Origin of the sequence: Thermus caldifontis (assembly GCF_003336745.1) — a bacterium.
In the GTDB taxonomy this organism is placed as follows: domain Bacteria; phylum Deinococcota; class Deinococci; order Deinococcales; family Thermaceae; genus Thermus; species Thermus caldifontis.
Genome location: NZ_QGMX01000002.1, coordinates 178,108 through 203,120 on the forward strand (window position 1 = coordinate 178,108; position 25,013 = coordinate 203,120).

30 protein-coding genes and 1 tRNA gene are annotated in these 25,013 nt (G+C 64.2%); 6 read left to right on the forward strand and 25 right to left on the reverse strand.

Annotated features, from left to right (window positions below):
• Positions 1 to 6 precede the first annotated feature (6 nt).
• Positions 7 to 384, reverse strand: a complete 378-nt coding sequence (locus tag DK874_RS04670; protein WP_114312867.1) for a hypothetical protein — start codon at positions 382 to 384, stop codon at positions 7 to 9.
• 22 nt (positions 385 to 406) lie between these two features.
• Between DK874_RS04670 and tyrS the strand changes: the two genes are divergently transcribed.
• A complete protein-coding gene (gene tyrS, locus DK874_RS04675; RefSeq protein ID WP_114312868.1) occupies positions 407 to 1,711 on the forward strand; it encodes a tyrosine--tRNA ligase in 1,305 nt (434 codons plus the stop codon).
• On the opposite strand, the gene DK874_RS04680 is transcribed toward tyrS, so the two are convergent.
• From DK874_RS04680 to DK874_RS04790, 23 genes are all read right to left on the reverse strand, one after another.
• The gene (locus tag DK874_RS04680; protein WP_114312869.1) at positions 1,708 to 2,262 is read right to left on the reverse strand and encodes a QcrA and Rieske domain-containing protein; all 555 of its coding nucleotides are present in this window, start codon (positions 2,260 to 2,262) and stop codon (positions 1,708 to 1,710) included. The two genes, tyrS and DK874_RS04680, sit on opposite strands and share 4 nt — an antisense overlap.
• Positions 2,259 to 3,239, reverse strand: a complete 981-nt coding sequence (locus DK874_RS04685; RefSeq protein WP_114312870.1) for a c-type cytochrome — start codon at positions 3,237 to 3,239, stop codon at positions 2,259 to 2,261. The genes DK874_RS04680 and DK874_RS04685 overlap by 4 nt, the downstream gene beginning before the upstream one ends.
• On the reverse strand, positions 3,236 to 3,667 hold the full coding sequence (locus tag DK874_RS04690) for a cytochrome c-type biogenesis protein (RefSeq protein ID WP_162798718.1): 432 nt from the start codon (positions 3,665 to 3,667) through the stop codon (positions 3,236 to 3,238). The genes DK874_RS04685 and DK874_RS04690 overlap by 4 nt, the downstream gene beginning before the upstream one ends.
• Positions 3,664 to 4,140, reverse strand: coding sequence for a TlpA family protein disulfide reductase (locus DK874_RS04695; RefSeq protein ID WP_114313010.1), 477 nt, complete (start codon positions 4,138 to 4,140; stop codon positions 3,664 to 3,666). The genes DK874_RS04690 and DK874_RS04695 overlap by 4 nt, the downstream gene beginning before the upstream one ends.
• Before the next feature lie 77 nt (positions 4,141 to 4,217).
• The gene (locus DK874_RS04700; protein WP_114312871.1) at positions 4,218 to 6,149 is read right to left on the reverse strand and encodes a heme lyase CcmF/NrfE family subunit; all 1,932 of its coding nucleotides are present in this window, start codon (positions 6,147 to 6,149) and stop codon (positions 4,218 to 4,220) included.
• Positions 6,146 to 6,574 carry a cytochrome c maturation protein CcmE gene (gene ccmE / locus DK874_RS04705; RefSeq protein WP_114312872.1) on the reverse strand — a complete coding sequence of 143 codons (429 nt, stop codon included), beginning with the start codon at positions 6,572 to 6,574 and terminating at the stop codon, positions 6,146 to 6,148. Before ccmE ends, DK874_RS04700 begins: the two co-directional genes overlap by 4 nt.
• Positions 6,575 to 6,665: 91 nt before the next feature.
• A complete protein-coding gene (gene ccsA, locus DK874_RS04710) occupies positions 6,666 to 7,352 on the reverse strand; it encodes a cytochrome c biogenesis protein CcsA (RefSeq protein ID WP_114313011.1) in 687 nt (228 codons plus the stop codon).
• 69 nt (positions 7,353 to 7,421) lie between these two features.
• Positions 7,422 to 8,087 (reverse strand): heme exporter protein CcmB, encoded by a 666-nt coding sequence (locus DK874_RS04715; RefSeq protein WP_114312873.1) that lies wholly within the window; start codon positions 8,085 to 8,087, stop codon positions 7,422 to 7,424.
• Positions 8,088 to 8,140: 53 nt separating this feature from the next.
• Positions 8,141 to 8,710 (reverse strand): ABC transporter ATP-binding protein, encoded by a 570-nt coding sequence (locus tag DK874_RS04720; protein WP_114312874.1) that lies wholly within the window; start codon positions 8,708 to 8,710, stop codon positions 8,141 to 8,143.
• Positions 8,711 to 8,794: 84 nt separating this feature from the next.
• Positions 8,795 to 9,463 (reverse strand): cytochrome c biogenesis protein CcdA, encoded by a 669-nt coding sequence (gene ccdA / locus DK874_RS04725; RefSeq protein ID WP_114312875.1) that lies wholly within the window; start codon positions 9,461 to 9,463, stop codon positions 8,795 to 8,797.
• Positions 9,464 to 9,472: 9 nt separating this feature from the next.
• Positions 9,473 to 10,021 carry a c-type cytochrome gene (locus tag DK874_RS04730; protein ID WP_114312876.1) on the reverse strand — a complete coding sequence of 183 codons (549 nt, stop codon included), beginning with the start codon at positions 10,019 to 10,021 and terminating at the stop codon, positions 9,473 to 9,475.
• Positions 10,014 to 11,297: a sulfite dehydrogenase gene (soxC, locus tag DK874_RS04735; RefSeq protein WP_114312877.1), complete on the reverse strand. Its 1,284-nt coding sequence runs from the start codon at positions 11,295 to 11,297 to the stop codon at positions 10,014 to 10,016. Before soxC ends, DK874_RS04730 begins: the two co-directional genes overlap by 8 nt.
• Positions 11,298 to 11,364: 67 nt before the next feature.
• The gene (locus DK874_RS04740; RefSeq protein ID WP_114312878.1) at positions 11,365 to 12,654 is read right to left on the reverse strand and encodes an FAD-dependent oxidoreductase; all 1,290 of its coding nucleotides are present in this window, start codon (positions 12,652 to 12,654) and stop codon (positions 11,365 to 11,367) included.
• 12 nt (positions 12,655 to 12,666) lie between these two features.
• On the reverse strand, positions 12,667 to 13,518 hold the full coding sequence (locus DK874_RS04745) for a DUF302 domain-containing protein (protein ID WP_114312879.1): 852 nt from the start codon (positions 13,516 to 13,518) through the stop codon (positions 12,667 to 12,669).
• Positions 13,515 to 13,958 carry a rhodanese-like domain-containing protein gene (locus DK874_RS04750; RefSeq protein ID WP_114312880.1) on the reverse strand — a complete coding sequence of 148 codons (444 nt, stop codon included), beginning with the start codon at positions 13,956 to 13,958 and terminating at the stop codon, positions 13,515 to 13,517. The genes DK874_RS04745 and DK874_RS04750 overlap by 4 nt, the downstream gene beginning before the upstream one ends.
• Before the next feature lie 2 nt (positions 13,959 to 13,960).
• A complete protein-coding gene (gene soxA, locus DK874_RS04755) occupies positions 13,961 to 14,764 on the reverse strand; it encodes a sulfur oxidation c-type cytochrome SoxA (RefSeq protein WP_114312881.1) in 804 nt (267 codons plus the stop codon).
• Between the two features lie 3 nt (positions 14,765 to 14,767).
• Positions 14,768 to 15,331 (reverse strand): sulfur oxidation c-type cytochrome SoxX, encoded by a 564-nt coding sequence (gene soxX / locus DK874_RS04760; RefSeq protein ID WP_114312882.1) that lies wholly within the window; start codon positions 15,329 to 15,331, stop codon positions 14,768 to 14,770.
• Complete coding sequence (gene soxB, locus DK874_RS04765; protein WP_114312883.1) at positions 15,328 to 17,049, reverse strand: thiosulfohydrolase SoxB; 1,722 nt, start codon at positions 17,047 to 17,049, stop codon at positions 15,328 to 15,330. The genes soxX (DK874_RS04760) and soxB overlap by 4 nt, the downstream gene beginning before the upstream one ends.
• Positions 17,046 to 17,624 carry a sulfur oxidation c-type cytochrome SoxX gene (soxX, locus tag DK874_RS04770; RefSeq protein ID WP_114312884.1) on the reverse strand — a complete coding sequence of 193 codons (579 nt, stop codon included), beginning with the start codon at positions 17,622 to 17,624 and terminating at the stop codon, positions 17,046 to 17,048. Before soxX (DK874_RS04770) ends, soxB begins: the two co-directional genes overlap by 4 nt.
• Before the next feature lie 10 nt (positions 17,625 to 17,634).
• The gene (gene soxA / locus DK874_RS04775) at positions 17,635 to 18,417 is read right to left on the reverse strand and encodes a sulfur oxidation c-type cytochrome SoxA (protein WP_240307604.1); all 783 of its coding nucleotides are present in this window, start codon (positions 18,415 to 18,417) and stop codon (positions 17,635 to 17,637) included.
• Between the two features lie 50 nt (positions 18,418 to 18,467).
• Positions 18,468 to 18,794, reverse strand: coding sequence for a thiosulfate oxidation carrier complex protein SoxZ (gene soxZ, locus DK874_RS04780; RefSeq protein WP_114312886.1), 327 nt, complete (start codon positions 18,792 to 18,794; stop codon positions 18,468 to 18,470).
• 18 nt (positions 18,795 to 18,812) lie between these two features.
• Positions 18,813 to 19,265 (reverse strand): thiosulfate oxidation carrier protein SoxY, encoded by a 453-nt coding sequence (gene soxY, locus DK874_RS04785; protein WP_114313012.1) that lies wholly within the window; start codon positions 19,263 to 19,265, stop codon positions 18,813 to 18,815.
• A complete protein-coding gene (locus tag DK874_RS04790; protein WP_114312887.1) occupies positions 19,258 to 19,695 on the reverse strand; it encodes a SoxW family protein in 438 nt (145 codons plus the stop codon). Before DK874_RS04790 ends, soxY begins: the two co-directional genes overlap by 8 nt.
• A 240-nt stretch (positions 19,696 to 19,935) precedes the next feature.
• Here DK874_RS04790 and DK874_RS04795 point away from each other — a divergent pair, with 240 nt between their 5' ends.
• From DK874_RS04795 to DK874_RS04815, 5 genes are all read left to right on the forward strand, one after another.
• The gene (locus tag DK874_RS04795) at positions 19,936 to 20,382 is read left to right on the forward strand and encodes a c-type cytochrome (RefSeq protein ID WP_114312888.1); all 447 of its coding nucleotides are present in this window, start codon (positions 19,936 to 19,938) and stop codon (positions 20,380 to 20,382) included.
• Between the two features lie 68 nt (positions 20,383 to 20,450).
• A complete protein-coding gene (locus tag DK874_RS04800) occupies positions 20,451 to 21,410 on the forward strand; it encodes an ABC transporter ATP-binding protein (RefSeq protein ID WP_114312889.1) in 960 nt (319 codons plus the stop codon).
• Positions 21,407 to 22,018, forward strand: coding sequence for a thiamine diphosphokinase (locus tag DK874_RS04805; protein ID WP_114312890.1), 612 nt, complete (start codon positions 21,407 to 21,409; stop codon positions 22,016 to 22,018). Before DK874_RS04800 ends, DK874_RS04805 begins: the two co-directional genes overlap by 4 nt.
• An 81-nt stretch (positions 22,019 to 22,099) precedes the next feature.
• Positions 22,100 to 22,175 (forward strand) — tRNA-Lys (locus tag DK874_RS04810).
• Positions 22,176 to 22,211: 36 nt separating this feature from the next.
• Positions 22,212 to 23,246: a DUF815 domain-containing protein gene (locus DK874_RS04815; protein WP_114312891.1), complete on the forward strand. Its 1,035-nt coding sequence runs from the start codon at positions 22,212 to 22,214 to the stop codon at positions 23,244 to 23,246.
• On the opposite strand, the gene pyrG is transcribed toward DK874_RS04815, so the two are convergent.
• Positions 23,232 to 24,893 (reverse strand): CTP synthase, encoded by a 1,662-nt coding sequence (pyrG, locus tag DK874_RS04820; RefSeq protein WP_114312892.1) that lies wholly within the window; start codon positions 24,891 to 24,893, stop codon positions 23,232 to 23,234. The two genes, DK874_RS04815 and pyrG, sit on opposite strands and share 15 nt — an antisense overlap.
• Between the last annotated feature and the right edge of the window lie 120 nt (positions 24,894 to 25,013).

Consider the following 25,013-nt stretch of genomic DNA (forward strand, 5'->3'; position numbering starts at 1 on the left):
CCCGCCTCAAGGGGCAAACTTGGTGGCCACCCAGTCGTAGCGCACCTGGCCCTTGGCCCTCTGAAGCCTAATGCGGAGGAGATACTCCCCTGGACCCACGGGGAAGCGCACCTCTTCCTGGAAGCTACCCCGGTATACCTTCTCCCCCACCGGCCGGCCTTCCTTGAGGAGGGACACGGAGAGCTCCCCTTCTCGCAAGCTTCCCGCCACCTTGACCTTCACCGCATCGTGCAGGCCGGTTACCCGAAGGGGATACCGGGCCTCGCCCGTGTAGTTCCAGTAGAAAACCGGCAGGAAGGGGGGGTAGCCCACCGCCAGGCCGTACCGCTCCGCATACCAGTAAAGGCCTAGAGCTAATACGGCCAAAAAGAGCAGGGTCCGCATTGCCTTCAGTATACTTGGGCTCATGGCAGGCGCCGACACCAAGCCCTCTCCGGAAGAGGCCCTGGCCCTCCTCAAGCGGGGAGCCGAGGAGATCATCCCCGAGGAGGAGCTCCTCCTGAAGCTGAAGGAAGGCCGCCCCTTGGTGGTGAAGCTGGGGGCCGACCCCACCCGGCCTGACCTGCACCTGGGGCATGCGGTGGTCCTAAGGAAGATGCGCCAGTTCCAGGAACTGGGGCACAAGGTGGTGCTCATCATCGGGGACTTCACGGGTATGATCGGGGATCCTTCGGGCCGGAGCAAAACCCGGCCCCCCCTTACCCTCGAGGAAACCCGGGAAAACGCCAAGACCTACGTGGAGCAGGCGGGGAAGATCCTCAGGCAGGAACCCCACCTCTTTGAGCTCCGTTACAACTCCGAGTGGCTGGAAGGCCTCACCTTCAAGGAGGTGGTGCGCCTCACCTCCCTCATGACCGTGGCCCAGATGCTGGAAAGGGAGGACTTCAAGAAGCGCTACGAGGAGGGCATTCCCATCTCCCTGCACGAGTTCCTCTACCCCTTCGCCCAGGCCTACGACTCCGTGGCCATCCGCGCCGACGTGGAGATGGGGGGCACGGACCAACGCTTCAACCTCCTGGTGGGCCGGGAGGTGCAACGGGCCTACGGCCAGCCCCCCCAGGTGGCCTTCCTCATGCCCCTCCTTTTGGGCTTGGACGGGCGGGAGAAGATGAGCAAGAGCCTGGACAACTACATCGGGGTTTCCGAGCCCCCCGAGGTGATGTTCAAAAAGCTGATGTGGGTGCCCGATGCCCTCCTGGAGGGCTACTTCCGCCTCCTCACCGACCTAAAGGAGGCCGAAGTCCAAACCCTCCTCCAGGCGGGCCCCGTTCCCGCCCACCGGGTCCTGGCCCGCCTCCTCACCGCCGCCTACGCCCTACCCACCATCCCCGCCCGCATTGACCGGGCCTTTTACGAAAGCCTGGGCTACGCCTGGGAGGCCTTGGGCAAGGACAAGGGGGTGGGGCCAGAGGCCGTGCGCCAGGCGGAGGAACGCTATGACCAGGTGGCCAAGGGGGCCATTCCCGAAAACCTCCCCGAGGTGGCCATCCCCGCCTCGGAGCTCAAGGAGGGGCGCATCTGGGTGGCGAGGCTTTTCACCCTGGCGGGCCTCACCCCTTCCAACGCCGAGGCCAGAAGGCTCATCCAGAACCGGGGCCTAAGGCTGGATGGGGAACTGATAGAGGATGTGGCCCTCGAGGTGGACCTCTCCCGCCCCCGGGTCCTCCAGCGGGGCAAGGACCGCTTTGTGCGGGTGCGGCTTGCGGACTAAGAACCTTCCATGGGCCTTAGGGGCACCTCGTGCCCGGTGGCGTAGAGGGTATCCCCTTGGGCCTCGAGGCGCAGGCGAGGCAAAGGGTAGCGGGGCGGGCCGTACACCGCCTTCCCCCCAAGGAGGGGATCAAAGGCGCCAAAGTGGCAGGGGCAGCCCAAAAAGGGCCTCTCGTAGCGGAAGTTATAGAGGATAGAGGCCACCTCGGGGTCGGGCACAAAGTTCACGGTGCACCCCTGGTGGGTACAGATGCGGCTTAAGGCCAGGTAGTGCTCCCCTTCCCAGGAAAGCCCCCCCAAAACCGGCTCCGGCAGGCGGAGGAGAAAGGCCTTTAACGACCCCAAGGGCAAGGGGTAGGCAAAGGCCTTGGCCTGCCATATTCCCAGCTCCCCCCGCCGGGCCACCGCTACCCTTGGCCCCTCCCTCCAGACCGGCTCCCCCACCGTGGGCCTAGGGCGGAAGCGGAGGTTATAGGTGCGCACCCCAAGCCAGAGGAAAAACCCCCCCGCCACCGCCACGGGAATGTAGAAGAGGAGCTCCCGCCGCTTCATAGGCTAGACAAGTAGTCCAGAAGGGCCTTCAGCTCTCCCTCGTCCAGGGGTACCGCCGGCATCTGGCCCCGGCCCTTCAGCACGATCTCCCTCACCGCCTCCGGGGCCTTCAGGATGGGGTTTCCCTGGAGCTTAGGCCCCACTCCCCCCTGGGCCTCCGCCCCGTGGCAGGCGGCGCAACGGGCCTGGTAGACGCTCCTCCCATCCTTCCCCCCCTGGGCCTGGGCCCGGGCCATGGCGATGAGGCCCTCCACCCTCTCCCGGGCCTCCCCCCCCACCTCCAGGTACCTCTCCCAGGCGGCGATGGCCTCCTGGGTCTGGCCTTTTTGGAAGTAAATGTTGCCCAGAAAGAGCCAGCCCTCGGCGGCCTTGGGGTCGGCGTGCTGGGCGATCTGTAGAAACATCTCTGCCTCGTCGGGCCTTCCCCCCATGAAAAGGAGGATCCCCACCCGCCGCACCGCCTCCACGTTCCTGGGGTCCTTCTTGAGGACCTCCAGGTAAGCCTCCGCCGCCTGGTCAAAGGCCTGGAGCTCATAGGCCCGCCTACCCCAGGCCAGGAGGTCGGCCACCTCCCCGGTGCGCTTGGCCTTGTCCTGCAGGGCCTTAAGCTCCCGAGCCTCGGCCCTGGCGGTCACCGTGGTCTCCCCGGGAAGCCTGGGCAGGGTGTAGCGCCAAAGCCCCACCCCCAGGAGGACCACCACCCCCAGGGCCAGGACCACGGGCCAGGGGTTGAAGGGACGAGGCTTTGGGGGGCGCCAGCCGTCCAAGGCCCGTTCCAGCTCCACCATCCGGGCTAGGGCCAGCTTCTTCTCCTCCCCTTCCAGGTTCTGCACCTCTTCTTTAAGGATCTCAAGCTCCCTTAGGAGCTCCTCCCGCCTAGGGGGCTCGGAGAAGGGTTCCTTAGGCCCCCACAGAGGCCTCAAGGCCACGTACAGGCCGAAGAGAAAGAAAACCAGAAAGATAAGGGTTGCCATCATGCCGGAGGCTCCTTAAGCCGGCGCTCCGCCTCCTCCAATAGCTCAGGAGGCAGGGGTTTCTTGGGCCGGAAGTAGGCAAAAAGCCCCAGGCCCAAAAGGGCGAGACCCAAAACCGGAAGCACCCAGACCCAAAGGGTCACCCCCCGCTTAGGGGGCTCGTAGAGGATCCACTCCCCGTAGCGTTCCACGAAGAAGGCCTTGATCTCGTCCTTGGTTTTGCCCTCCTGGAGCATCTCCGCAATGAGACGGCGCATCTCCACCGCCACCCCGGAGTTGCTCTCCGCCGCCGACTCCCCCTGGCACACGGGGCAGCGGAGCTCCCGGGCGATGGCGAAAACCTCTGGAGGAAGGTCGGGGGGCGGAGAGGCGGAGCCACCCTGGGCCCAAGCCCCCAGGAGGAACAGAAACAAAAGCGCCCAAGCCCTCACGGCAACACCTCCTTCAGGTACTTCTCCAAGCTGGCCTGGTCTATGGCCCCCGCATGCCGCACCATTACCCGGCCCTCCCCGTCGATGACGAAGGTTTCCGGAACCCCGTACATGCCGTAGTCCACCCCCACCCGGCCCCTAGGGTCAAAAACCTGGGGGAAGGTGAGGCCAAACTGCTGGATGAAGCGAAGCGCCTCCCCTTCCTTGTCCTGGGTGTTGATGCCCACAAAGAGCACCTGGTCCTTATACCGGCGCCAGGTGGCCTCGAGGACCGGGGCCTCCTCGTAGCAGGCGGGGTAGCACCAGCTGGCCCAGAAGTTTAGGACCACGGGCCTTTTCCCCAGGTGGTCGGAAAGCCTAAAGGTCTCCCCCCACTCCGCCCGGTAAGGAGGCAATACGGGCAAGGTAAAGTCGGGGGCCGGGCGGCGCTCCTTGGCCAGGACCGAGGGAAGCTCCTTGGGGTTGCGCTGCATCCCCCAGTAGAAAAGCCCTCCCAGGGCCAGGACCAAAAGGAGCCAAAGCCAGTTCCTAAAGCTCCCCACAGGAAGCCTCACGCCGGGCTCACCCCCTTAAGCTCCTCCCGCCTGGCCACCGGCCAGAGGATGTAAAGGGTGCCCAAGGCCATAAGCCCCCCCGCCACCCACATCCAGAAGACCAAGGGGGTGACGATGAGCCGGATGGAGGCCCACTCCCCCCTTTCCCGGTCAAAGTCCATGAGGAGGAAGTAGTAGTCGTTGCCCGGGGTGTAGACCACCTTGGGGGCCGGCAGGGGGGAGTTCATCTGGGGGTAGAAGTGGAGCCTGGGCCGCACCTCCCCGAAGCGGTCCGTGCGCAAGGAAGCCTCCACGGCAAACCGCCTTCCCTCGTCCAGGGCCCGCACCCCCAAAAACTCCATGCGCACCCCCCCCACCTCCCAGGCCTGGCCCCGGTAAAGGGTCTTCTCGCCCTCCAGGCGGTAGGTCTGGCTGAAGGCGATGCCAAGCCCCATGAGGGCCACGGCAAAGTGCACCACCAAGCTCCCCACCCGCCTACGGTTTTCCAAGAAGCCCCATGGGGAAAGCCCCGCCTTAACCCGGGCCCCCACCCCCTCCCGCACCAGGAGGAGGATGGCCAGGGTGTTGTAGAGGAAAAGCCCCACCGCCAAGGAAGCCCCCAGGGTATACCCCCGGAAAAGCCCAAGCAGGGTCCCCAGGAGAAGGACAGCCAGGAGCACGTACAGGTTTCGGAAGACCTCCGCCTTGGGCCTTCGCCAAGGCAGGATGGGCCCCACGCCCATGAGGAGGAGGATCCCTGCCCCTATGGGTGCGGAAACCTGGTTGAAAAAGGGCGCCCCCACGCTCACCTTGGCCCCAGCAAAGGCCTCCACCAACAGGGGGTAAAAGGTGCCGAGCACCACCACCAAGGCCCAGCCGGCGAAGAAAAAGGCCCCGAGAAGCAAGGTCCCCTCCCGGGAAAGGGGCCGGAAGACCACGGTGTCCCGCACCTCCCGGCTCACCCGGGAAAGGAGACCCAGGCCCAAGGCGGTGAAGAAGAGGAAGGCCCCCAAGAAAGCGGGTCCCACCGGCCCCTCGGCGAAGGCGTGCACCGACTGGATCACCCCGCTACGGGTGAGAAAGGTGCCCAGCACCGTGGCGGCGAAGGCCAGGGTCACGAAGGCGAAGTTCCAGGCCTTAAAGGCCCCCCGGGTCTCCTGCACGATGGCGGTGTGCAGGAAGGCGGTGGCCAGAAGCCAGGGGATGAAGGAGGCGTTTTCCACCGGGTCCCAGGCCCAGTACCCACCCCAGCCCAAGACCTCATAGCTCCACCACATCCCCGCCACCTTCCCCGCGGTGAGGAAGCCCCAGGCGATCAGGGTCCACCAGCGGGTCTCCCCCACCCAGGTCTGGTAACGGCGCACCACCATAGCTGCCACCGCATAGGCGAAGGGCACGCTGAGGCCCACGAAGCCCAGGTACATGAGGACCGGGTGGACGGCCATCATCCAGTGGTTCTGCAAGAGGGGGTTAGGCCCCACGCCGTCGGCGGGAGGGTTGGGGAGGGTCTGGAAGGGGCTGGCGATGGTGGCCATGACCCCGAAGAAGAAAACCTGGATGCCGAAGAGCACCGCCAGCACCAAGGAGGCCCGCCATGGGTCTAAAGGCTTGCGGCTGGCAAGAAGGGTGTAGAGGGTTTGCAGGAGCCCCCAAAGGAGGATGCTCCCCTCGAGGGCCGCCCAGGGGGTCACCAAGGTGACCCAAAGGGGGTCCTGGACCGAGTGGTTGCGGGCCACGTAGGCCAGGCTGAAGTCGTGGGTGAGCAGGGCCCATTCCAGGGCCAAGAAGGCAGCCAAAGCCGCCAAGAAGGCGGGCAGGACCAGGGCCCTGGCCCCCTTCAGGAAGCGCCCATCCCCCTGGTGGTAGGCGAGAAGGGCAAGGGCCAGGCCCAGGAGGCTAAAGGCTAGGGCCAGGCTTACACCCAGGTTGCCCAAGAGGGCCGGGGTCATTTGGCCTCCTCAATCAGCTTGCGCACTTCCTCCGGGGTCCAGCCCGCCTTGGGGGCCTGGTAGGTTTCCGAGTGCTTTACCAAGAGATTGGTCCCGTGGAAGACCCCTTCCCCAAAGCGCCCTTCCACCACCACCCCCTGCCCTTCCTTGAACATGCCCGGAGGCGTACCCTTGTGCACCACGGGCACCTCCGCCACCCCATCGGTGAGGATGAAGCGGAGCTCCAGCCCGTCCTTGTCGTAGTGGACCGTTCCCTCCTTCACCAAACCCCCCAGGCGCACGGGGCGGTTTTGGTAGCGGGCCTGGTCCTGGAGGTACTCGGAGGGGGTGAGGAAGTAGACCAGGTTCTGGCCCAAGCCGCCAAAGATGAGGTAGGCCAAGGCCCCCAGGATCAGCAAGAGGCCGATCAGGTACTTCGCCTTCATCGCGTCCTCCGGTAGCGCCAAAAGAGGTAGGCCAGGTAGCCGAAGACCGTGAGGTAGGTGAGGGCGTAGACCCAGGTGACGAAGACCTCCTTCACACCTCCTCCTTCCTGGCCTCGAGGGCCGCCAAAAAGGCCCGGAAGCGGACAAAGCCCAAGTAGAGGAGGGTGAAGACGAAGAGGTTGAAGAGGAGGGCCTGGAGCATAGCGGGATCCATGTGGATCTTCCCCGTGGTGAGGTCGATGGACTGGGTCTGGTGCAGGCTCCGCCACCACTTCACCGACATGTAGCTGATGGGTACGTTGATGAAGCCCAAGATGCCCACCGCCGCCGCCGCCTTTCTCCTAAGCTCTGGGTCCTCTATGGCCCCCCTAAGGAGGAAGTAGCCCACGTAGACGGCGAAGAGGATGGCGGTGGTGGTGAGCCGGGGCTCCCAGGTCCAGTAGACCCCCCAGGTGGGCCGGGCCCAGAGCATCCCCGTCACCAGGGCCAGGCCCATGAAGACCAGGCCGATTTCGGCGCTGGCCAGGGCTACCCGGTCGTAGCGGGGGTCTTGGCGGAAGAGGTAGAGGAGGGAGTAGAGGAAGGTAACGAAAAAGGCCAGGTACCCCAGCCAGGCCCCGGGCACGTGCAGGTACATGATCCGGGCCAGGTAGCCCTGGTTCACGTCGGGAGGAGCGGAAAGGGCCAGGTAAAGCCCCGCGGGCAGGAGCAAAAGCCCTAGCCCCAGGAAAACCCAGGTGAGGGCATCAGGCCGGTCGGGTTGCGCCGCTTTTAGCATCTTGACCTCCACGGCCCCTAGCATAGCCAAGGGCCAGGTGAAAAATCTGTGGCCTCCATACCCCAGGCCCTAACCTTCCATAACCAAGGGGAAAAGAAGGGCACTGGCGGTAAGGTAGACCACATCAAAGACCAAAAGGAGCTGCCACCACGGGGACACCTCCCCTAGGGGCAATCCCTCCACCAGGCCCATGGTGGCCCGCACGGAAGCCAGAACCACGGGCACCACCAAGGAGAAAAGAAGGAGGGGAAGGAGAACCTCCCGCCCCTTAAGGCGGGCTAGGAGGCCCGCGTAGAAGGTGGCCACGCTGGCGTAGCCCAAAACCCCAAGGGCCAGGGTCAGAAAGAGGGAGAGGAGGCGCTCTAAAGGCAGATAAAAAAGGCCTGCCGCCATGAAGAGGGACAAAAGGGCCAGGGGAAGCAAAAGGAGCATCTGGAAAAGCAGCTTACCGAAGTAGATCCACTCCTTGCCCCCCGGGGTCAGGAGGAGGTCGTCCAAGGTGCCCTCCTCCACCTCGAGGGCAAAGGCCCGGGTGGAAAGCAGGGTGCTCCCGAAGGCCAAGGCCACCCAAAGCACCCCGGGAGCCGCCCGGCGCAAAGGGCCCTCCTCCGGGCCCAAGGCCAGGGCCATGATGAAGAGCATCACCGCAAAGAAGGCTAGAACGGAAAGGAGCCCCGAGCGGTCCCGGACCTCGAGGCGCAGGTCCCGTAAGGCCAAAAGCAAAACCCGCTTCACCGCTCCTACCCTACCGCCGCCAGCAACTTGCGGCCATCCCTTGGCGGGAACCCTCATGCCGCCCCCAGTTCCAGGGCCCGGTCCGCCACCTCCTCCGCCAGGTGGCGGTCGTGGGTGGCCAAAACGATCCCCGCCCCCTTGCGGGCCTCAGCCAGGGTGGCCAGCAAAAGCCCTCGCCCCTCCCGGTCCAAGGCGGTTTCCGGCTCGTCCAGAAGCCAGATATCGGGAGCTAAAAGGCTGAGGCGGGCCAGAGCGAGCCTCTTCCTCATGCCGCTGGAAAAGGCCAGAAGGGGAAGGTCCTCAGGTAGGCCGAAGCGGGCCAAGGCTTCCCGCCAGTCCCCCCCCTTTCCGTGGAAGGCCAGGTCGTAAAGGAGGTGTTCCCGGGCGGTGAGGCGGCGGTGGAAAGCGGGAGGGTTAGCCAGGAAAAGGGCTTGGCCCAGCCGCTCCACCTTCCCCCGGGTGGGCTTTAAGAGCCCCGCCATGAGGCGCAAAAGGGTGGTCTTCCCCGAGCCGTTCGGCCCCAAAAGGGCCACCACCTCCCCCCTTTGCAGGGTGAAGGAAAGGTCCCGCACCACCCAGTCCCGACCAAAGCGTTTGGAGATGGCCTGAAGGCGAAGCAACATGCCTCCTTCAGTTTAGGGGGTTCTCCTAGTAAGACATTAGGCCCCCCCTGGGGAAAGGAGCCCAGGCACCCGGCCCCTTACTGCTTACAGATACTTCTGCAACCACTCCGGGGTAATCCTGAGGAAGAAACTGTTCAAGGCGGAATACGTGCCCGTGAGGAGCAAGAGCCCCACCAGGAGAAGCACCGCCCCTGCGAAGAGCTCCACATAGTGGGAAAGCCGCCCCGCCCGCCTCAGCCACCCCTTGATGCGCTCAGCGAAGAGGGCCACCAGCAAAAAGGGCACCGCCAGGCCCAGGATGTAGGCCAAAAGGAGCCCCACCCCGCCCCCCACCGCCGTGAGGGTAAGGATGGCCCCCAGGATGGGCCCGATGCAAGGAGTCCAGCCCAGAGCCAAGGTAGCCCCCAGGAGGAAAGCCCCCAAGGGGCGGGCGGTTTCCCCCTCGTAGCGCAAGCTTACCCCCCAGCGGGGCCTCAGGCCCAGCATGTAGAGGCCAAAGAGGATCAGGACCACCCCTCCCACCCGGGCCAAGGTCTGGCGGTGCTCAAAGAGGAGCCCACCCAGAAGGGTAAAAGGCAGGCCCAAGAGGAAGAACACCAGGCCAAAACCCAGCACGAAGAAGAGGGCGTTGAAAAGGGGGCGCCCCCTCTCCCCCCCCAGGTAGACCAGGTAGGTGGGCACCAGGGGCAACACGCAAGGGGAGAGAAAGGAGAGCACCCCCGCCAAAAACGAAGCCGCCACGGAAACGCTCATGCCTCCATCCTAGGGCAAGGTAAGCCAGGGGAAGCGGCGTTTGGTTTCAGGGTCCAACTGCAAAAGTTCCCGGGCGGGCATCTTCACCTGGGGCAGGGTCTTCTGGTTGATGGGGTCATGGGCGTCGATGATCCCGTTCATGTACAGGAGGAAGGCCACCAGGTGGTAAACCTCCTCATTGGTGAGGGTGCCTTCGGCCCCAAAGGGCATGGCCCGGCGGATGTAGTCGTAAAGGGTGGTGGCGTACTGCCAGTAGTTGCCAATGGCGAACTCCGCGGGTTCGGCGTCCGGGGTAATGGGGAAGGGCTCCGCCACCAAGCGGTTGAAGGGGTACCCCTCCCCTCGAGCCCCGTGGCAGGAGGCGCACTTTTCCGCGTAAATGCGCTCCCCTTCCTCCACCTTCCCCTCCCCCGGGGGAAGCCCCCGGCCATCGGGGAGGACCACGGGCCTAAGGTCGTACTGGGCCACCAGCTCCTCGGAGATAGGGGTGCCCAGATTGTACCGGGCTCCCACCGCTAGGCCCAAAAGGGCCAAAAGGATCAGGACGCGCTTAACCATCAAACACCTCCCCGCCGCATCCGCCCATGGGCCCAAAGGCCTGCTGGCCCAGGGGCCTATCCCCGTTCACCACCCGGCCGTCGGAAAGAATCCGCCAGGCCTGGATGGCGTTGTAGTGGTAGCGGTTGTTCCGGCCCCACTTCTTAAAGAACTCCTCCCGGGTGGGCTGGGTGTTCCCCTTCTCGTCCCAGGCCCGGCTCCAAAGCACCACCTCCTTGCCGTCCCAGTGCCAGGGCATCTTGAAGCGCACGAAGGCGTAGCGCTCCACCGGGGGTTCCAAGGTGGCCTGCCGCCAGGTCTTACCCTCGTCAAAGGAGATCTCCACCTTGGTGATGCGCCCATACCCGCTCCAGGCCAGGCCACGGATCTCGTGGAAGCCCGGCTTGATCTGCTGCAAGCCGGAGGGGTAGGTGATGATGGACTCGGGGTCCATGATCCAGGTGAAGGCCCAGACCTTGCCGTCCGCCATCACGTCCGTGTACTCGCTGGTCTCGTCCTTGGCCATGGCCGGCAGATCCGTGACCAGGATGCGCCTCAACCACTTCACCTGGATGCTCCCCTCCCAGCCCGGCACCACCAGGCGCACCGGGTAGCCCTGCTCGGGGCGCAAGGCCTCGCCGTTTTGGGCGTAGGCCACCAGCACATCCTCCATGGCCTTCTCCAGGGGCAGGGAGCGGGTGTAGGCAGCGGCATCCATGCCCTCGGGGATGAGCCACTTGGCCTCGGGCTTCACCCCCGCCTCCTTGAGGAGCAAGGCCAGGGGCACCCCCGTCCAGCTGGCGTTGGAGGCCAGGCCCCGGCTCCGGGTGGCGGTGAGGTTGGGGTCGGGGGGGTTACGGTAGCCGTTTTGCCCGTTGCCGGCGCACTCAATGAAGTAGGTGCGGGTCACGGAGGGGAAGCGCTTGAGGTCTTCCAGGGTGAAGACCAAGGGCCTTTCCACCATCCCGTGGATCACCAGGCGGTATTTGGCGGGGTCTACCTGGGGCACGCCGCCATGGTGCCGTTCAAAGTGCAGGCCGTTGGGGGTGATGACCCCCTCCAGCTTCTCCAAGGGGGCAAAATCCGCTCCGGAGTGGCGGGTGCGCAGGTTGGGGGAGATGTAGCGCACCACACCTTCCTCAAAGGGGCTCCTCTGGCCGTACTCGGAAAGGGGGGCCCCCAGGGTCCTCATGGGGGCGAAGGTGTCCTCGTCCCAAGGGGCCGCCTGGGCCTTAGCCTTAAGGAGGCCCAGCACGCCTCCTGCACCCAAAAGCCGGAAGAACTTCCTTCGGTCCATATACCCTCCCATCGTATCTCTTGAAGGCAAGGAAAACCCCGCCCCCAAAAGGGGCGGGGAAACACCCTTAGGCCGGGCCAAACATGTCGTTCCAGAGACCGGTGGCCCAGCCGATGGCGGCGGTGCCGTTGGCCGCCGAGCGCTGGTTATCCACGGAGCCCTGGGACTTGATCTGCTTGGCCGCCTCGTCCCAGGAGTAGTTGGCCGCCACCCAGATGGCCTCTTCGCTGTTCACGAAGGAGTAGCAGATGTTGTTGGGCAGCTCGGCGGGGATCTCCGCCAGGGGCTTGCCCTTAAGCCTCTCGGCCAGGTGCCGGGCCACGATGTTGCCGGAAACGTAGGCCACCATGCCGCTTTTGGGGTAAGGGGTGTTGCCGGTGATATCCCCCACCAGGTAGACGCGGTCGTCCTTCTCCGAGAGGAAGTAGGGGACCTTTACGTTGGCCCAGCGCTCCCCTAAGCCCGCGGTGCGCACCAACTCCCCCGCCTTCATGGGAGGGATGATGTCGGCCAGGGTGAAGGGCACATCCCCAAGTTCCGTCTTCACCACCTTTTTCCCATAATCCAAGCCGGTGATCCGGGTGTTGGGCACGTACTCCAGGTAGTCCTTGTAGAGGTCGTTGTAGGCGGCCAGGAAGCCCGGGGCCTTGGAGACAGGCTGGGGGTTAGCGTCCAGGACGATGAGCTTGCCCTTGACTCCCTTGGTCTTAAGCCGCCAGGCCAGCATGGCCGCCCGCTCGTAGGGCCCCGGGGGGCAACGGTAGGGGGGGTTGGGGATGTACATGACCAGCTCCCCGCCCGTCTCGTCAAACTGGTCCAGCATCCGGCGCAAGGCCACGTGCTCAAAGGGCTTGAAGCCCACGGGCATGAGGTGCTTCACCTCGGCGTACCCGGGGATGGCCTCGTACATATAGTCAATGCCCGGCGCCAGGACCAAGAAGTCGTAGCCGATGTACCCGCCAGCAGTCCGCACCAGGCGGCGGTCCCGGTTGATGTCCAACACCCTTTCCTGAACGAAAATCACCCCGTCCTTGACCACGTTGGTGTAGTCAAAGACCAGCCACTCCAGGGGCTTCACCCCAGCCAGGAAGAGGTTGGACATGGGGCAGGACATGAAGATGGGCTTCTGCTCGATGAGCACCACCTCCACGTCCACCCCGGACTGGACCAGCTTCCGGGCCACCGTGGTGCCGGCCCAGCCGCCCCCGATCACCACCACCCGCGGCTTGCGGGTCCGGGGAAGCAGGGTGGCCGGGCGGCTATAGAACTCCTGGGCGAAGGCCGAACCCGAAAGAGCCCCGGCTGCGGCCAAGGCCGCACCCGTCTTCAAAACCTGACGCCGATTCACCTTGCTCATACACCCTCCCTTTTATTCACCAGGGCGGTAGGGAACCCCGCCCGTGGCTTCCAGGATCTCCGTCATCACCTGGCGGGCCTCCTGGAGCATGGGCACCGCCGGCGTACCCATGACCCCAGGCATGATGGTCATGAGCATGGGTTCGATGGCCCCCACCAAGACGTCATTACCCATCTGCATGGCGAAGAAACGGCAGGGGGCAGCAAAGCCCCCGGCGGGCTGGGTGAGGAACATGATCCGGGCCCACTCGCTCTTGCAGGGCATGATCACGGTGACCGGGCCCACCTTTACGTTGGGCAGCAGGTTAAGTCCGTGGGAGGTGAGCTCGGTCTCCACCATGAGGACCACGTCCTCCGCTTTAGCGCCCGGCACCCGGTACATGAGGGCGGGCATCATGCCGCTCGCGGGATCGGGCATCATGGCGGGGGGCAGACGCTTCACGATGCCAAGCCGCCCCAGGGCCGCCTCGAGGCGCCACACCAGCCGCTCCACCTCCCCCCCATACACCTGAAGCATGGAGAAAAGGAGCCGCCCATCAAAGGTACCCACCTGGAACTTCCCACCCTGCCCGGTGATGAAAACGGTGGGCGGTAGGACAATGGCGGCCATGGGGTTTTTGGAAACCGCCTCAATGCTTCCCCCATCCGGCTTGAGCACCACCAGGCGGTACTCGGGGAAACCGGGGCCCGTCACCTGCCGCACCTGTTCCCCCAGGTTCAAAACCCGGTCGGGCTCTAACCCCACCGACTTAAGGGCCGCCAGGGTCTTGGCCTCCACCTCTTCCAGGGAACCCCGGACGTCCACCAGCAACGACTGGGCCAAGCCTAAACCCAAAAGGGCCACCAGAGCCAAAAGCTTCCTCATTGCGAACCTCCCTCCACTTCCAGGCCAGCATCCAGCCAGCCTTTGAAGCCGTGAGCAATGTTCTTGGCGTTTTTGTAGCCAAGGGCCTGCAGGTAAGCGGCCACCACCGCCGAAACGCTTCCCGAGTTGCAGTAAACGAGGATCAAGGCTTCCTTATCCTGGGGAAGCTCCGCCAAGCGATCCGGCACCTGACCGGCATAGATATGCACCGAGCCGGGGATATAGCCCTTCTTCCGCTCCTCCTCCGTGCGCACGTCCAGGATAAAGGGGTCAAAGAGCAGGAGGTCCTTGGCCTCCGTGGGGTAGACCAGGTAGCTGGCGGGGGGTACCCGCTTAATGAATTCCCCAAAGGCCTTTACCCAGCCCTCCCCATCCCCTCCCCCCTGGGCGTGGGCCAGGGGAAGCAGGGGAAGAAGGGCCAACACCTCCCGGCGGCGCATGGCTAGCGGGTGAAGAAGGGCAACTCCTCAAAGGAGTGCCCGGCCTTGGTGGCCTCGGCCAGCATGTATACGGTCAAGGCGATGTGCACGTCGGAATAGAACTCCGGCTTGGGAATGGCGATGGACTCGTAGCAGAAGTTGATGCGGTCCTCCATGGTGTAGAGCTTGTCCTCCTCAAAGCGGTAGGCGGGCCACTCGTTGCCCAGGCCCTGCTTGGGGCTCCTGACCGGGGAAAGCCGTACCCGCTGGCCCGCATACTGATCGTGGCAGACGGCGCAGCTCATGTCCCTGGCCCCTGCGCGGGTGTACCAAAGCTCCCGCCCCAGGTTGTACATGGCCAGCTCTGCCGGGTGCTTGGGCACCACCTGGATCTTAGCCTTGGAGGAGAAGGTGGCGATGTAGGTGGTGATGGCCTTCACCTCGTCCCGCTTGATCTCGTTGGGCTTGTACCCCTGGACGGTCTGCATGCAGGTGTAGACCCGGCTTTCCAGGTCCTCCACCCGCTTGGTGTCGGGGAAGTACTTGGGAAGGACGGCGTAGGCGCCTTCCAAGACGCCTTTCCCCTTGCCGAAGTCGCACTCCTCGAGGGTCTTGCCGCTAGGCCCCTTGCGGAAAAAGAGCTCCTTCCCCTCCTCCGCAAAGAGTTCCCCAGGGAGCACGCCAAAGGTCTCCAGGTACATCTGCCGCTGGCGCATGGCCTCCTCAAAGGGGTCCAGGGGCTTTTGCTGCTGGGTGTAAGCCCCCACGCCCACCAGGGTTCCCAAGGCCACTACGCCCACTAGAATCCAGCGCTTCTTACGTCCCATGGCTCACCTCCGGTTGATGGGGGACTCGGGGTCCAGGAGGAAAGCTACCAGGTCGGCGGTCTCCTCCGGGGTAAAGAGGCCGTGCACCCCACCCCGGTACATGAGGGAGCAGGGCACGAAGGCCCAGGCGTTGTAGATCTTCTCGTAGGTGTAGCGCACCACCGGCTCGGCGGTTCCCCGCTGGCCGTAGCCCGTGAGGCTTGGACCCATGGTACCGTGGGCCACCTCGGTGGCCACCCCAGCATGGCAAGCGTAGCAGTTCCCCCGCTTGGGATCGGTGAAGACCTTTTCCCCATTCCTCCAGTCCCCCATGAGCTTGCCGTTTGCCGGGTACTTGATCAGGGCCTTCTGCTCCGCCAGGAAGCCCGGGATGAGGTCAGGAGGAAGCTTGTCCCGGTACTGGGAGCAAAGGGCCTGGCCCTTGTCCTGAGCAAGCATCACTTGGGCAAACTCGTGACCGCCCGCATGCAAAGCCGCCTCGAGGCGCTCCCTAAAAGGGCTTACCTGGGTAAGCCCGAGTCCTAGAAGCAGGGCCGAAGTCAAAACCACTGCCGCTTTTTTCTTCATGAACTCACCTCCGGTACACGGTAGTTGCGTCCGATTACCCGCACGTTGGGCTGGGGCAGGACCTTGACCCGCCCCTCAGCCTTCAGGTACTCCTCGAGGACCTGGTAGATGGGCCTAGGCTGGTACCCGGCCTTGGCCTCCCCCACCCGCTGGAGCCTTCCCCCATAGGAGGCCGCCAGATAGCGGCGGTTGGGATCCAGGGGCTTGCCCCCCACCTCCACTTCCCGGATACGCTTGCCCGTGGGGGCATCGGGGTCCAGGACGTAGCGAAGGCCGTAGACCCGGCTCACATCCCCACCCTGTTGGTAGAAGGGGTCGGGAGTGAAGACGTTGCTGGCGATGTCCTCTAAGGTGTTCCGGATCTGCTCCCCCTTTAGCCAGAAGAGGTAAAGCTCCGGGTAGGTGAAGCCCAGATAGGCGTAGAGGTGGTCCCGGGTGATGGCCTGCCCCGGCAGGATGGTGGTACCCCAGCGCACCGCCGGGCTGAAGACCACCTCCACCTCCGGGTAAAGGGCCTTGACCGCCCGCCCCACCAGCTCATCCCAGGTGGAGTACAGGGTGTCCCGCTTGTAGAGCAAGGACTCGGAAACCGCCAGGGGCTCAAAAAGGTGCTGGTGGTGCGGGGCCACCTTGGACTCCACATAGGCCTCCACATCCTGGGCTTTGGGAAGATGGTCCGCCAAAACCGGCAACACCCTTACCCGGAGGTTGGCGATGCCCCCTTTGAAAAGCTTCAGGTCCACCCGCATCAAGGCCTTCCCGGCGGCGCTTCCCGCCACGATCCAGGTCTTCCCCACCCGCCAGGGGGAAGGGGTGAGGTCGTGGGTGTGACCAGAAAGGATCAAGTCAATCCCCTTCACCCGCTCCGCCAAGGCGGCATCCAGCTGAAGGCCATTGTGGGAGAGAAGGACCACGGCATCCGCCCCCTCGGCCCGCGCTTGGTCCACGGCCTCCTGCAAACGGCGCTCGTCCAGGGCAAAGGAAAGGCCTTCCGTGAACTCCTCCGGGTGGGAAACCTTCACGTAAGGGTAGGTGGCCCCCAGGATGGCCACGGCATACTTCCCCATCCTGTGGATGCGGTAAGCGGGGTAAAGGGGGTCGCCAAAGAGCTCGTCCACCACGTTGTAGGAAAGGTGTTCCCCCTTAAGCTTTTTGAAGAGCGCCTCCACCCGTTCCCGGCCCAGGGTCCACTCCCAGTGGGAAACCATGTGGTCCACCCCGGTGAGGTTCTGCCAGTCCACCAGGGCTTCCCCTTGGGTCAGGAGGGAAAGGCCCGAGTTGGTCCAGGTATCCCCCCCATCCAAAACCAGGGCCCTACCGCCCTCCGCCTCCACCTGGGCCTTCTGCTGGCGGATCAAAGCGGTGAGCTGGGCCATACCCCCGATGGGGCCAAAAGCCTTCGCCAACTCCCCAAAGTCCAGGTAGCTGAGGAGGTAGGCCAAGGGGGTTTTGCGGGCCACGCCGTAGTAGCGCAACACCGCATCCCCAGCCAGGTATCCCGGCCGGCCCATCAGCGCTTTCGGGGCGATCAGGTTGGGCGGCTCCATGTAGTAATGGGGAAAGGCCTGGCCGTGGAGGTCGGAGAAATAAAGGAGGGTGGCGTTGCCGTAGGGGGGGAGGTCGTAAAGCCGGGAAGGGTTCTCCAGGACCTGGGCCAAGGCCTTGGGCCCCAGGCCAGCTAAGGCAGAAAGGAGAAAGAGGAGCTCCCTACGGTTCATTTGGACCCCACCGCCGGCTTGGTGTTGAACTCAGAATCCGGATCCAGGAGGTAGGCCACCACGTCGGCGATCTCCTCAGGGGTTAAAAGCCCCTGGGCCCCAAAGCGGTACATGACCGTGCAGGGGAAGAAGGCCCAAGAGTTGTAGATCACCTCGTAGGTGTAGCGCTGGACCGCCTCGGACTGACCCCTTTGGACGCCATACTTCTCTAGGCTAGGCCCCACATCCCCGCCCAAATGAACAGGGGAGCCAAAGTGACAGGAGAAGCAGTTGGCCTTTTGCAGGTTGTTGAAGATGGCGCCACCCTTCTTCCAATCCCCCATGAGCTTGCCGCTTTCCGGGTACTTGATGAGGGCCCGTTGCTCTTCCAGGAACTTGGGTAGGAGATCGGCAGGCAAGCGGTTCCGGTAGGCGGAGCAAAGGGCCTGGTCTGGCCGCTGATTCAGGAAGACCTCGGCGTAGGCCTTGCCACCGGTCTTGATGGCCTCCAGCTCGGGAGGGTTGAAGTACGACTGGGCCAAGGCCACCACCAAGGGCGCAGCCAAAAGGATGGGGATAAGCTTTTTCGCCTTCATCACCGCCTCCTCACCGCACAAAGGCCGGCCACTCCTCCACTATGGCCCCATTGTTCTTGTAGGCCATAAAGAGCTCCAGGGCTAGGATGGGCAAGGAGTAAAGGGCAGGCTGGGGATGGCCAATGTTGCCGTAGCAGGCCCGGATCCGGTCCTGCATGGTCCAGATCTGGTCGTTGGAGTAGCGGTAGGCGGGCCAGTGGGTCCAGGACTTATCCTTGCCCAAGACATCCGCATAGGGCAGAACCCCTGCCCGCCGGCCCACGTAAGAGATGTGGCAGGTGGCGCAGCCTATATCCCGGGCTCCACTTCGGGCATAGAAGAGCTTTTCGCCAAGGGCATAGAGCTCCCGCTCCTGGGGGAAAAGGAGGCGCACCTGGATGGGCTTGCTGGTGGAGAAGCTGACGATATAGAAAGCCACCGCCACCACCTCCTGGCGCTTGATCTGGTCGGGCCGAAAGCCCTGGACCCGGGTCATGCAGGTGAGGATGCGGCTATCCAGGTCCTCCACCTTGCCCGTGTCCAGGAAGTAGCGGGGTAACCGGGCCGCCGCCCCCTCCAAAACCCCCTTCCCCAGGCCGAAGTCGCACTCGGCCATGGTCTTGCCGCTAGGGCCTTTGCGGTTAAAAAGCTCCCTTCCCTGCTCCACGATGAGCTCCGTGGGCAAGATGCCAGCTGTTTCCAAAAGAAGCTGCTTTTGCCGCTTGGCTTCCTCCCTGGGGTCCATCTCTCCCTGGGCCAGGACAAACCCCAAGAGGAAGAAAATCCCCGCCATCCCCAAGACCCGTAAAGGCATGCGCCACCTCCCGCAAACCCAGGCGCCCGGGGATTACCCGGGCGCCACCTTTAGGCTAGTTCCAGCTTTACCGTGCCTTCGCCGGTATCCCCGTCGGTGTCCTTCAGTTTTACAGTGAAGGTCCCCGCCTTTTCTGCCTTGAACATAAAGCCGTAAAGGGGGTTGGCGCTGGTGGAGGGGCCGGGCTTGGCCTCGGCCACCTTCTCCCCCTCAAAGTAGACCTCCACCTGGTTGATGTACTTGGCGGGGATGATCTTGCCCTCGGCATCCTTGCGGGTGCCGGGTTCGTTGGGGTGCTGGGCCACCACCTGAAGCTTAACGTTCTCGCCCGCTTTGGGCTTGGCCGGGGTCAAGCGAACAATGGTGCGAATGGCCATTTCCTACCTCCTTCCTCCTTAACCGCAACCACCCACGGTTACGCGGGTGCTGGCCGAGGCCAAAAGAAACTTGCCGTCCGCCGTTTCCACCACCGCCCGGATGGCGCTGGTCTCCGCCAGCCGCACCCGGGTGGCGTAGTAGGGCAGGGCCTTCATGGGCATGAAGGCCACCAGGTGGGGGGTGGGGTTCTTGTCGGCAAAAAGATGGATGGCCTTCACCTGGCCCGGGGGCAGGTTGACCTCCACCTCGGCGGGTACGTTGGCCCCGCTTTCGGCAATGGCCGGCATGTTGAGCTTGATGAGGTCGGAGGGGGTAAGGTCTTTAAACCCCTTTCCTAGAACCTCCTGCAGGGCCTTTTCCAACTTGGCCAGATCCTCCCCCTCGAGGGCCTGCGCCCGTGCGGGAACCCCCGCCAGGGCCAAAGCCCCCAGGGCTACGCCAGCAGTCTTTAAAAACGCTCGCCTATTCACCGCATACACCTCCTTTGGCACAGATCTGGCGCAACTCCTGTAGGAACTGCGCCCGGGGCCGGCTGCCAAAAAACCGGCCCACCTCTTCCCACGTCCCCTGGCGGTGGACGAGGAAGACGAAGGTAGGGGTACCCGGCACCCTATAGCGCCGGGCAAGCTCCTGGCCCTCCGGGGTTTCCGTGCCCACGGAGGCCACCACAAAGCGGTCCTCCAGAAGTTGGCTCACCTGGGGATCGGAGAGGACGAAGGTATTCATCTGGTCGCAGTAAGGGCAGTGGGGGGAATGGAAGTACACCATCACGATCCGCCCATGGGCCTGGGCCAGGTCCAGGGCCGCCCCATAGGGATACCACCGCCCGAAGTCCGGGGCAGCCAGGGCCGCGGTTAGGATCAGTACCACAAGGGACCAAAGTACCCGGTATGCGTACATCTTATACACCGCCTGGGTACACCCAAGGACATTTGTACCCTAGCACCCCTCGGGGGGTAATGTCAAGCTCCTTTGACACGGAACCCCCTTTTCATAAAGGCTTCTTTATAAGGGTTCCTCCTCGAGGCTCCCAAATTACCCCCCGGGCCTATACCCTAAAGGGAAGCTAAAGGTTCGGCTCCGCTTAGACCCTTGACAGGGGAAGTGGGACAAAATACCCTAGTACCCCGGAGGGTAAAGATGAAGCGGACCCTAACGGCTCTCCTCCTCATCGGCAGCCTGGCCTTTGCCCAGGCAGACGGCGCCAAGCTTTTCAGCCAGTGCGCCGGGTGCCACCAGGCCACCGGCCAAGGGGTGCCCGGGGCCTTCCCGCCCCTGGCCGGGCATGTGTCCGAGATCCTGGCCAAACAGGGCGGGCGGGAGTACCTGATCAAGGTGCTCCTCTGGGGCCTCCAGGGCTCGATTGAGGTCAAGGGCATGAAGTACAACGGGGCCATGCCCGCCTACAACGGGCTTAAGGATGAGGAGATCGCCGCTCTCCTCAACCACATCGCTACCACCTGGGGCGACGACAAGAAGGTCCGGGGCTTCAAGCCCTTCACCGCCGCCGAGGTCAAGGCCCTGCGGGAGAAGAAGCTCACCTCCCAACAGGTGCTGGAGGAGCGGAAGAAACTCGGCTTGAAGTAAGGGAAGCGGGCAAGGAAACCCGGAGGGAGACCCTCCGGGTTTCCTGTTTAACCTGCTTTAATGAGGGGGTGCTGGAGCTATCCTTGGAAAAATCCTTCCCCGGCTTCCGGCTGGCCCTAGAACTTGCCGTAAAGGAAGGGGAGGTGTTGGCCCTTTTGGGGCCATCGGGAAGCGGGAAGAGTACCCTGCTCAAGCTCATTGCCGGGTTGCTAGCCCCAGACCGGGGCTTCGTTCGCTTCCAGGGCCAAGACCTCACCCCCCTGCCCCCGGAAAGGCGGGGGGTGGGGTTCCTCTTCCAGGACTACGCCCTTTTCCCCCACCTCACCGTGGCGGAAAACATCGCCTTTGGCCTAGTGGAGGCCCGCTGGACCAAGAAGGAGCGGGAAGCCAGGGTGAGGGAGCTTTTGGAAAGAATGGAGCTTTCCCCCCACGCAGGAAAACGCCCCCAGGAGCTTTCCGGGGGCGAGCAGCAACGGGTAGCCCTGGCCCGGGCCCTGGCGCCAAGGCCAAGGCTTCTCCTCCTGGACGAACCCCTGGGAGCCCTAGACCTGAGGCTAAGGGAAGAACTCCTCTTCTTCCTCCGCAAAACTCTCCGGGGAGAAGGGATTACCACCTTGGTGGTCACCCACGACCAAGGCGAGGCCTTCCTCCTGGCCCACCGGGTGGCGATTTTGCACAAGGGAAGGCTGGTCCAGGTTGGCCCCCCGGAAGAGGTGTACGCCAGGCCCAAGGACGCCTGGACTGCCCGTTTTCTCGGACATAAGAACCTCCTTTCCCCGGAGGAGAGCCAGGCCCTGGGCCTGCCCTATAACCCCCACCTCCTGCCCCAGGCAGCCTTGCGCCTGGGAGGAGACCAAGAAGGGGTGGTGGAGGAGCGCCTTTTCTTCGGCAGCCGGGTGGGGCTTTGGGTACGCCTTAGGGGTGTGCGGGTGTACCTGGAGGCCCTAGATCCCCTCCCCCATCTGGAGGAAGGGGCCAGGGTCCCCCTAGGCCTGGACCTTTCCCAAGCCGTACCCTTGGAGAGATGAAGCGCTTCGCCCTTCTCCTAGGCGGGCCCCTTCTGGTAACGGCGGCCCTGCAGGAACGCCTAAAGGCCTACCGCTTAATGGCGGCGGACTCGGGCGCCCGGCATGCCCTGGCCCTTGGGCTTCCCCTGGAGCTTTGGCTTGGGGACTTTGACTCAAGCCTCAAGTGGCTACAAAACGCCCTTTCCGCTCCCAAGGAAGGGCTTCCCCGGGAGAAAGACCTTACGGACGGGGAAGCCTTGGTGCGCAAGGCCCTGGAGCTGGGGGCCGAGGAGCTCCTTCTCCTGGGGGGCATCGGGGGACGGTTGGACCATACCCTGGCCCACCTGGAGCTTTCCTTCCTTCTGGCCGAAAAGGGCGTGCGGGTGGAGCTCACCGATGGGCTTACCCGGGCTTTCCCTCTCCTAACAGGAAACCACGCCTTTCCCTTGGAAAAGGGCACCCCCTTTAGCCTTATCCCCTTTTCCGAGGCTACCTTGGGGGTAGAGGGGGCGCGGTGGAACCTCCCCCCCACCCCCCTGAAGGCCACCACCCTTACCCTGGAAAACCAGGCCCTGGGGCCCATCCGGATCCGGGTAGAAAAGGGAAGGGCGGTGCTTTACCTGTTCTAGCCGCCTTGACAGAGCCCTAAGGGAAGGCTACACTAGCTTTTGGCGTTAAGGCCAGCGCCATACACCCCTACGGTGTAGCTTGGGCCGCTAGCTCAACCGGTAGAGCAACCGACTCTTAATCGGTGGGTTACAGGTTCGAGTCCTGTGCGGCCCACCAGGAGGCCCCGGGAAACCCCCGGGGTTTTCCTTTACCATGGGGCCCATGAGGCTTCCAAAGACCCCCCTGGACCTCCTAGACCTGGATCTGCCCCGGGGCGAACCCTGGGGCTACGCCTTCGCCCAAAGCCTTCTTAGGGCCCCCTGGGCCTGGCGGGCCCTTAGGCCCACCCCGGGGCTTCTTCAGCTGATGGGGCAGGACCTCGAGGCCCTCTCCCAGGAGCTGGTGGGGAGGCGAAAGGAGTACCCCCTTTCTGACCTAGGGGAACGCCCCCCCCACCCCGCCGAGGAGGAGGCCCTAAGAGCCCTCCTTGCCCGCGACCCCGAGGCCCTAGCCCGGGTGCTCCAAACCCACGGCCCTTACCCCTTTGCCCTCCATCAGGCCTTTCGCTTTTCTGGCGAGGTGCACCCTCTCCGCACGTTTCGCCTGCCCCGGGAGGACGAACTTATTGGCTACGAGGCCCAACTCGAGGCCCTCAAGGCCAACGCCCTCCGTTTTCTTGCGGGCAGGCCCGCTCTCCACACCCTGCTCTATGGAGCCCGGGGCACGGGCAAAAGCACCGCCGCTAAAAGCCTCCTCCACCTTCCCCAGGCCCGCATGGTGGAGGTGGAACCCAAGGCCCTGGGCCACCTGGAAAGCCTCCTGGAGAGGCTGGCCCTCCTTCCCCACCGGTTTTTTCTTTTCCTGGACGATCTTTCCCTGGACCCTGAGGAGGAGACCTTCCACCACCTGAAGGCCCTCCTGGAGGGGAGCCTGGAAGGACCTCCCGAGAACGTCCTGCTTCTTGCCACCTCCAACCGCCGCCACCTGGTTCGCCACCAGGGGGAAAATCCCTTACCCGGGGCCGACCCTAGCGCCTGGGACGAGCTTCAGGACGCCCTAGCCCTCTCCGAGCGCTTCGGCCTGGTCCTCACCTTCCCCCCCTTTGACAAGGGGCTTTACCTGAAGGCAGTGGCCCACCACTTGGGCCGCCCCCTAACCCCGGAAGAGGAAAGGGAAGCCCTCCGCTTCGCCTTGCAGAAGGGCTTTTCCGGGCGGGTGGCCCGGCAGTTCGCCCTAAGCCTCCTCTAAAAGACCCGCGTGCCGGAGGGCTGCCTCCACAAAGCCGGCGAAGGGCGGGGAGGGGCGCATGGGCCGGCTCTTGAACTCAGGGTGGCTTTGCAGGCCCAGGAAGAAGGGGTGGTCCTTAAGCTCTATGGCCTCCACCAACCCCGCCCCCCGGCCCCGCATCCCCGGGGTGGTGGCGGAGATCACCAGCCCAGCCCGCTCCAGCCCGTCCACATAGAGGGGGTTCACCTCGTAGCGGTGGCGGTGCCGTTCAAACACCTCCTCCTTCCCGTAAAGGCGGTGGAGTAGGGTGCCCGGGCGGATGCGCATGGGCCAGTCCCCGAGGCGCATGGTGCCCCCTAGGCCTTCCACCTCCAGCTGCTCAGGCATGAGGTCAATCACCGGATGGGGGGTATAGGGGTCAAACTCCGTGGAGTTGGCCCCCTTAAGCCCGGCCACGTTCCGGGCAAACTCAATGACGGCAATCTGCAACCCCAAGCAGATGCCCAAGTAGGGGATGCCCTTCTCCCGGGCGTACTGGGCCGCCCGCACCTTGCCTTCAATGCCCCTAACCCCAAACCCGCCAGGGACCAGGATGCCGGCAACATCCCGGAAGGCCTCGTCCAGGTCAGCCCCCTCGAGGCCCTCCGCATCCACCCACTTCACCTCCACCCGGGCCCCGTGCCGGATGCCCGCATGCTTCAGGGCCTCCAGAAGGGAAAGGTAGGCGTCCGGCATCTTCACGTATTTACCGGCGATGGCGATCCTTAAGGTGCGCTCGGGGTGCTTCAAGACCCGCACCGCCTCCTGCCAGAAGGAGAGGTTGGGGAAGACGGGCTCCAGGCCCAAGGCCTTTTCCACCACCCGGCCTAGGCCCTGCTCCTCCAGAAGGAGGGGGATCTCATAGATGTGCTCCACGTTGGGGCTACTGAACACCTGCCCCGGGCGCACGTTGGTGAAGAGGGCCACCTTCTTGCGCACCTCCTCCGGCACCGGCTTCACCGAGCGGAGGACGATGGCATCGGGCTGGATGCCCACACCCCTCAGGGTGGCCACGGAGTGCTGGGTGGGCTTGGTCTTGAATTCCTCGCTGGTCTCCAGGTAGGGGACCAAGGTGAGGTGGATGTAGAAGGTATTGGCCTCCCCCTCGTCAAAGCGAAACTGGCGGATGGCCTCCAGGAAGGGAAGGCTCTCAATATCCCCCACCGTACCCCCCACCTCCACCACCACCACCTCAGCCCCCTGTTCCTCGGCCACCTGGCGGATGCGGTCCTTGATCTCGTCGGTGATATGGGGGATCACCTGCACCGTCTGGGAAAGGTACTCCCCCCGGCGCTCCTTCTGGATGACGGAAAGGTAGACCTGGCCCGTGGTGAGGTTATTGCCCCTGGAGAGGTCCAAATCCAAGAAACGCTCGTAGTGGCCGATGTCCAGATCGGTTTCCGCCCCGTCGGCGGTGACGAAGACCTCCCCGTGCTCGTAGGGGCGCATGGTGCCCGCATCCACGTTCACATAGGGGTCAATCTTGATGGCGGTAACCCTATACCCCCGGGCCCGGAAAAGGGCCCCCAGGGAGGAGGTGAGGATGCCCTTACCCAGGCTGGACACCACCCCTCCGGTCACGAACACGTACTTCCTTGGCCGTTGCGCGCTCTCGGAAACCCCGTTCACGGGATTCCAGCCTACCACATCTGGAAAAGGGGGCTGGGGTTATGGTAAAGTTTTCTTTGGCGTTCTTGCGGGGTCCCCCGATCCCCCGGCAAGAACAGGGTGTATCGCCTAAGGAGGGCC

What these genes read in the sequence shown, in the direction of transcription:
- DK874_RS04700 (WP_114312871.1), bottom strand. Translation starts at nt 6,149, where the DNA reads ATGACCCCGGCCCTCTTGGGCAACCTGGGTGTAAGCCTGGCCCTAGCC.
- DK874_RS04745 (WP_114312879.1), bottom strand. Translation starts at nt 13,518, where the DNA reads ATGAGGAAGCTTTTGGCTCTGGTGGCCCTTTTGGGTTTAGGCTTGGCC.
- DK874_RS04795 (WP_114312888.1), top strand. Translation starts at nt 19,936, where the DNA reads ATGAAGCGGACCCTAACGGCTCTCCTCCTCATCGGCAGCCTGGCCTTT.
- tyrS (WP_114312868.1), top strand. Translation starts at nt 407, where the DNA reads ATGGCAGGCGCCGACACCAAGCCCTCTCCGGAAGAGGCCCTGGCCCTC.
- DK874_RS04680 (WP_114312869.1), bottom strand. Translation starts at nt 2,262, where the DNA reads ATGAAGCGGCGGGAGCTCCTCTTCTACATTCCCGTGGCGGTGGCGGGG.
- DK874_RS04695 (WP_114313010.1), bottom strand. Translation starts at nt 4,140, where the DNA reads ATGCAGCGCAACCCCAAGGAGCTTCCCTCGGTCCTGGCCAAGGAGCGC.
- DK874_RS04720 (WP_114312874.1), bottom strand. Translation starts at nt 8,710, where the DNA reads ATGTTGCTTCGCCTTCAGGCCATCTCCAAACGCTTTGGTCGGGACTGG.
- soxA (WP_240307604.1), bottom strand. Translation starts at nt 18,417, where the DNA reads ATGCCTTTACGGGTCTTGGGGATGGCGGGGATTTTCTTCCTCTTGGGG.
- ccmE (WP_114312872.1), bottom strand. Translation starts at nt 6,574, where the DNA reads ATGAAGGCGAAGTACCTGATCGGCCTCTTGCTGATCCTGGGGGCCTTG.
- DK874_RS04740 (WP_114312878.1), bottom strand. Translation starts at nt 12,654, where the DNA reads ATGAGCAAGGTGAATCGGCGTCAGGTTTTGAAGACGGGTGCGGCCTTG.
- DK874_RS04790 (WP_114312887.1), bottom strand. Translation starts at nt 19,695, where the DNA reads ATGTACGCATACCGGGTACTTTGGTCCCTTGTGGTACTGATCCTAACC.
- soxX (WP_114312882.1), bottom strand. Translation starts at nt 15,331, where the DNA reads ATGAAGAAAAAAGCGGCAGTGGTTTTGACTTCGGCCCTGCTTCTAGGA.
- soxZ (WP_114312886.1), bottom strand. Translation starts at nt 18,794, where the DNA reads ATGGCCATTCGCACCATTGTTCGCTTGACCCCGGCCAAGCCCAAAGCG.
- soxC (WP_114312877.1), bottom strand. Translation starts at nt 11,297, where the DNA reads ATGGACCGAAGGAAGTTCTTCCGGCTTTTGGGTGCAGGAGGCGTGCTG.
- DK874_RS04815 (WP_114312891.1), top strand. Translation starts at nt 22,212, where the DNA reads ATGGGGCCCATGAGGCTTCCAAAGACCCCCCTGGACCTCCTAGACCTG.
- DK874_RS04670 (WP_114312867.1), bottom strand. Translation starts at nt 384, where the DNA reads ATGCGGACCCTGCTCTTTTTGGCCGTATTAGCTCTAGGCCTTTACTGG.
- DK874_RS04730 (WP_114312876.1), bottom strand. Translation starts at nt 10,021, where the DNA reads ATGGTTAAGCGCGTCCTGATCCTTTTGGCCCTTTTGGGCCTAGCGGTG.
- soxB (WP_114312883.1), bottom strand. Translation starts at nt 17,049, where the DNA reads ATGAACCGTAGGGAGCTCCTCTTTCTCCTTTCTGCCTTAGCTGGCCTG.
- ccsA (WP_114313011.1), bottom strand. Translation starts at nt 7,352, where the DNA reads ATGCTAAAAGCGGCGCAACCCGACCGGCCTGATGCCCTCACCTGGGTT.
- DK874_RS04685 (WP_114312870.1), bottom strand. Translation starts at nt 3,239, where the DNA reads ATGATGGCAACCCTTATCTTTCTGGTTTTCTTTCTCTTCGGCCTGTAC.
- soxA (WP_114312881.1), bottom strand. Translation starts at nt 14,764, where the DNA reads ATGGGACGTAAGAAGCGCTGGATTCTAGTGGGCGTAGTGGCCTTGGGA.
- DK874_RS04750 (WP_114312880.1), bottom strand. Translation starts at nt 13,958, where the DNA reads ATGCGCCGCCGGGAGGTGTTGGCCCTTCTTCCCCTGCTTCCCCTGGCC.
- DK874_RS04805 (WP_114312890.1), top strand. Translation starts at nt 21,407, where the DNA reads ATGAAGCGCTTCGCCCTTCTCCTAGGCGGGCCCCTTCTGGTAACGGCG.
- soxX (WP_114312884.1), bottom strand. Translation starts at nt 17,624, where the DNA reads ATGAAGGCGAAAAAGCTTATCCCCATCCTTTTGGCTGCGCCCTTGGTG.
- ccdA (WP_114312875.1), bottom strand. Translation starts at nt 9,463, where the DNA reads ATGAGCGTTTCCGTGGCGGCTTCGTTTTTGGCGGGGGTGCTCTCCTTT.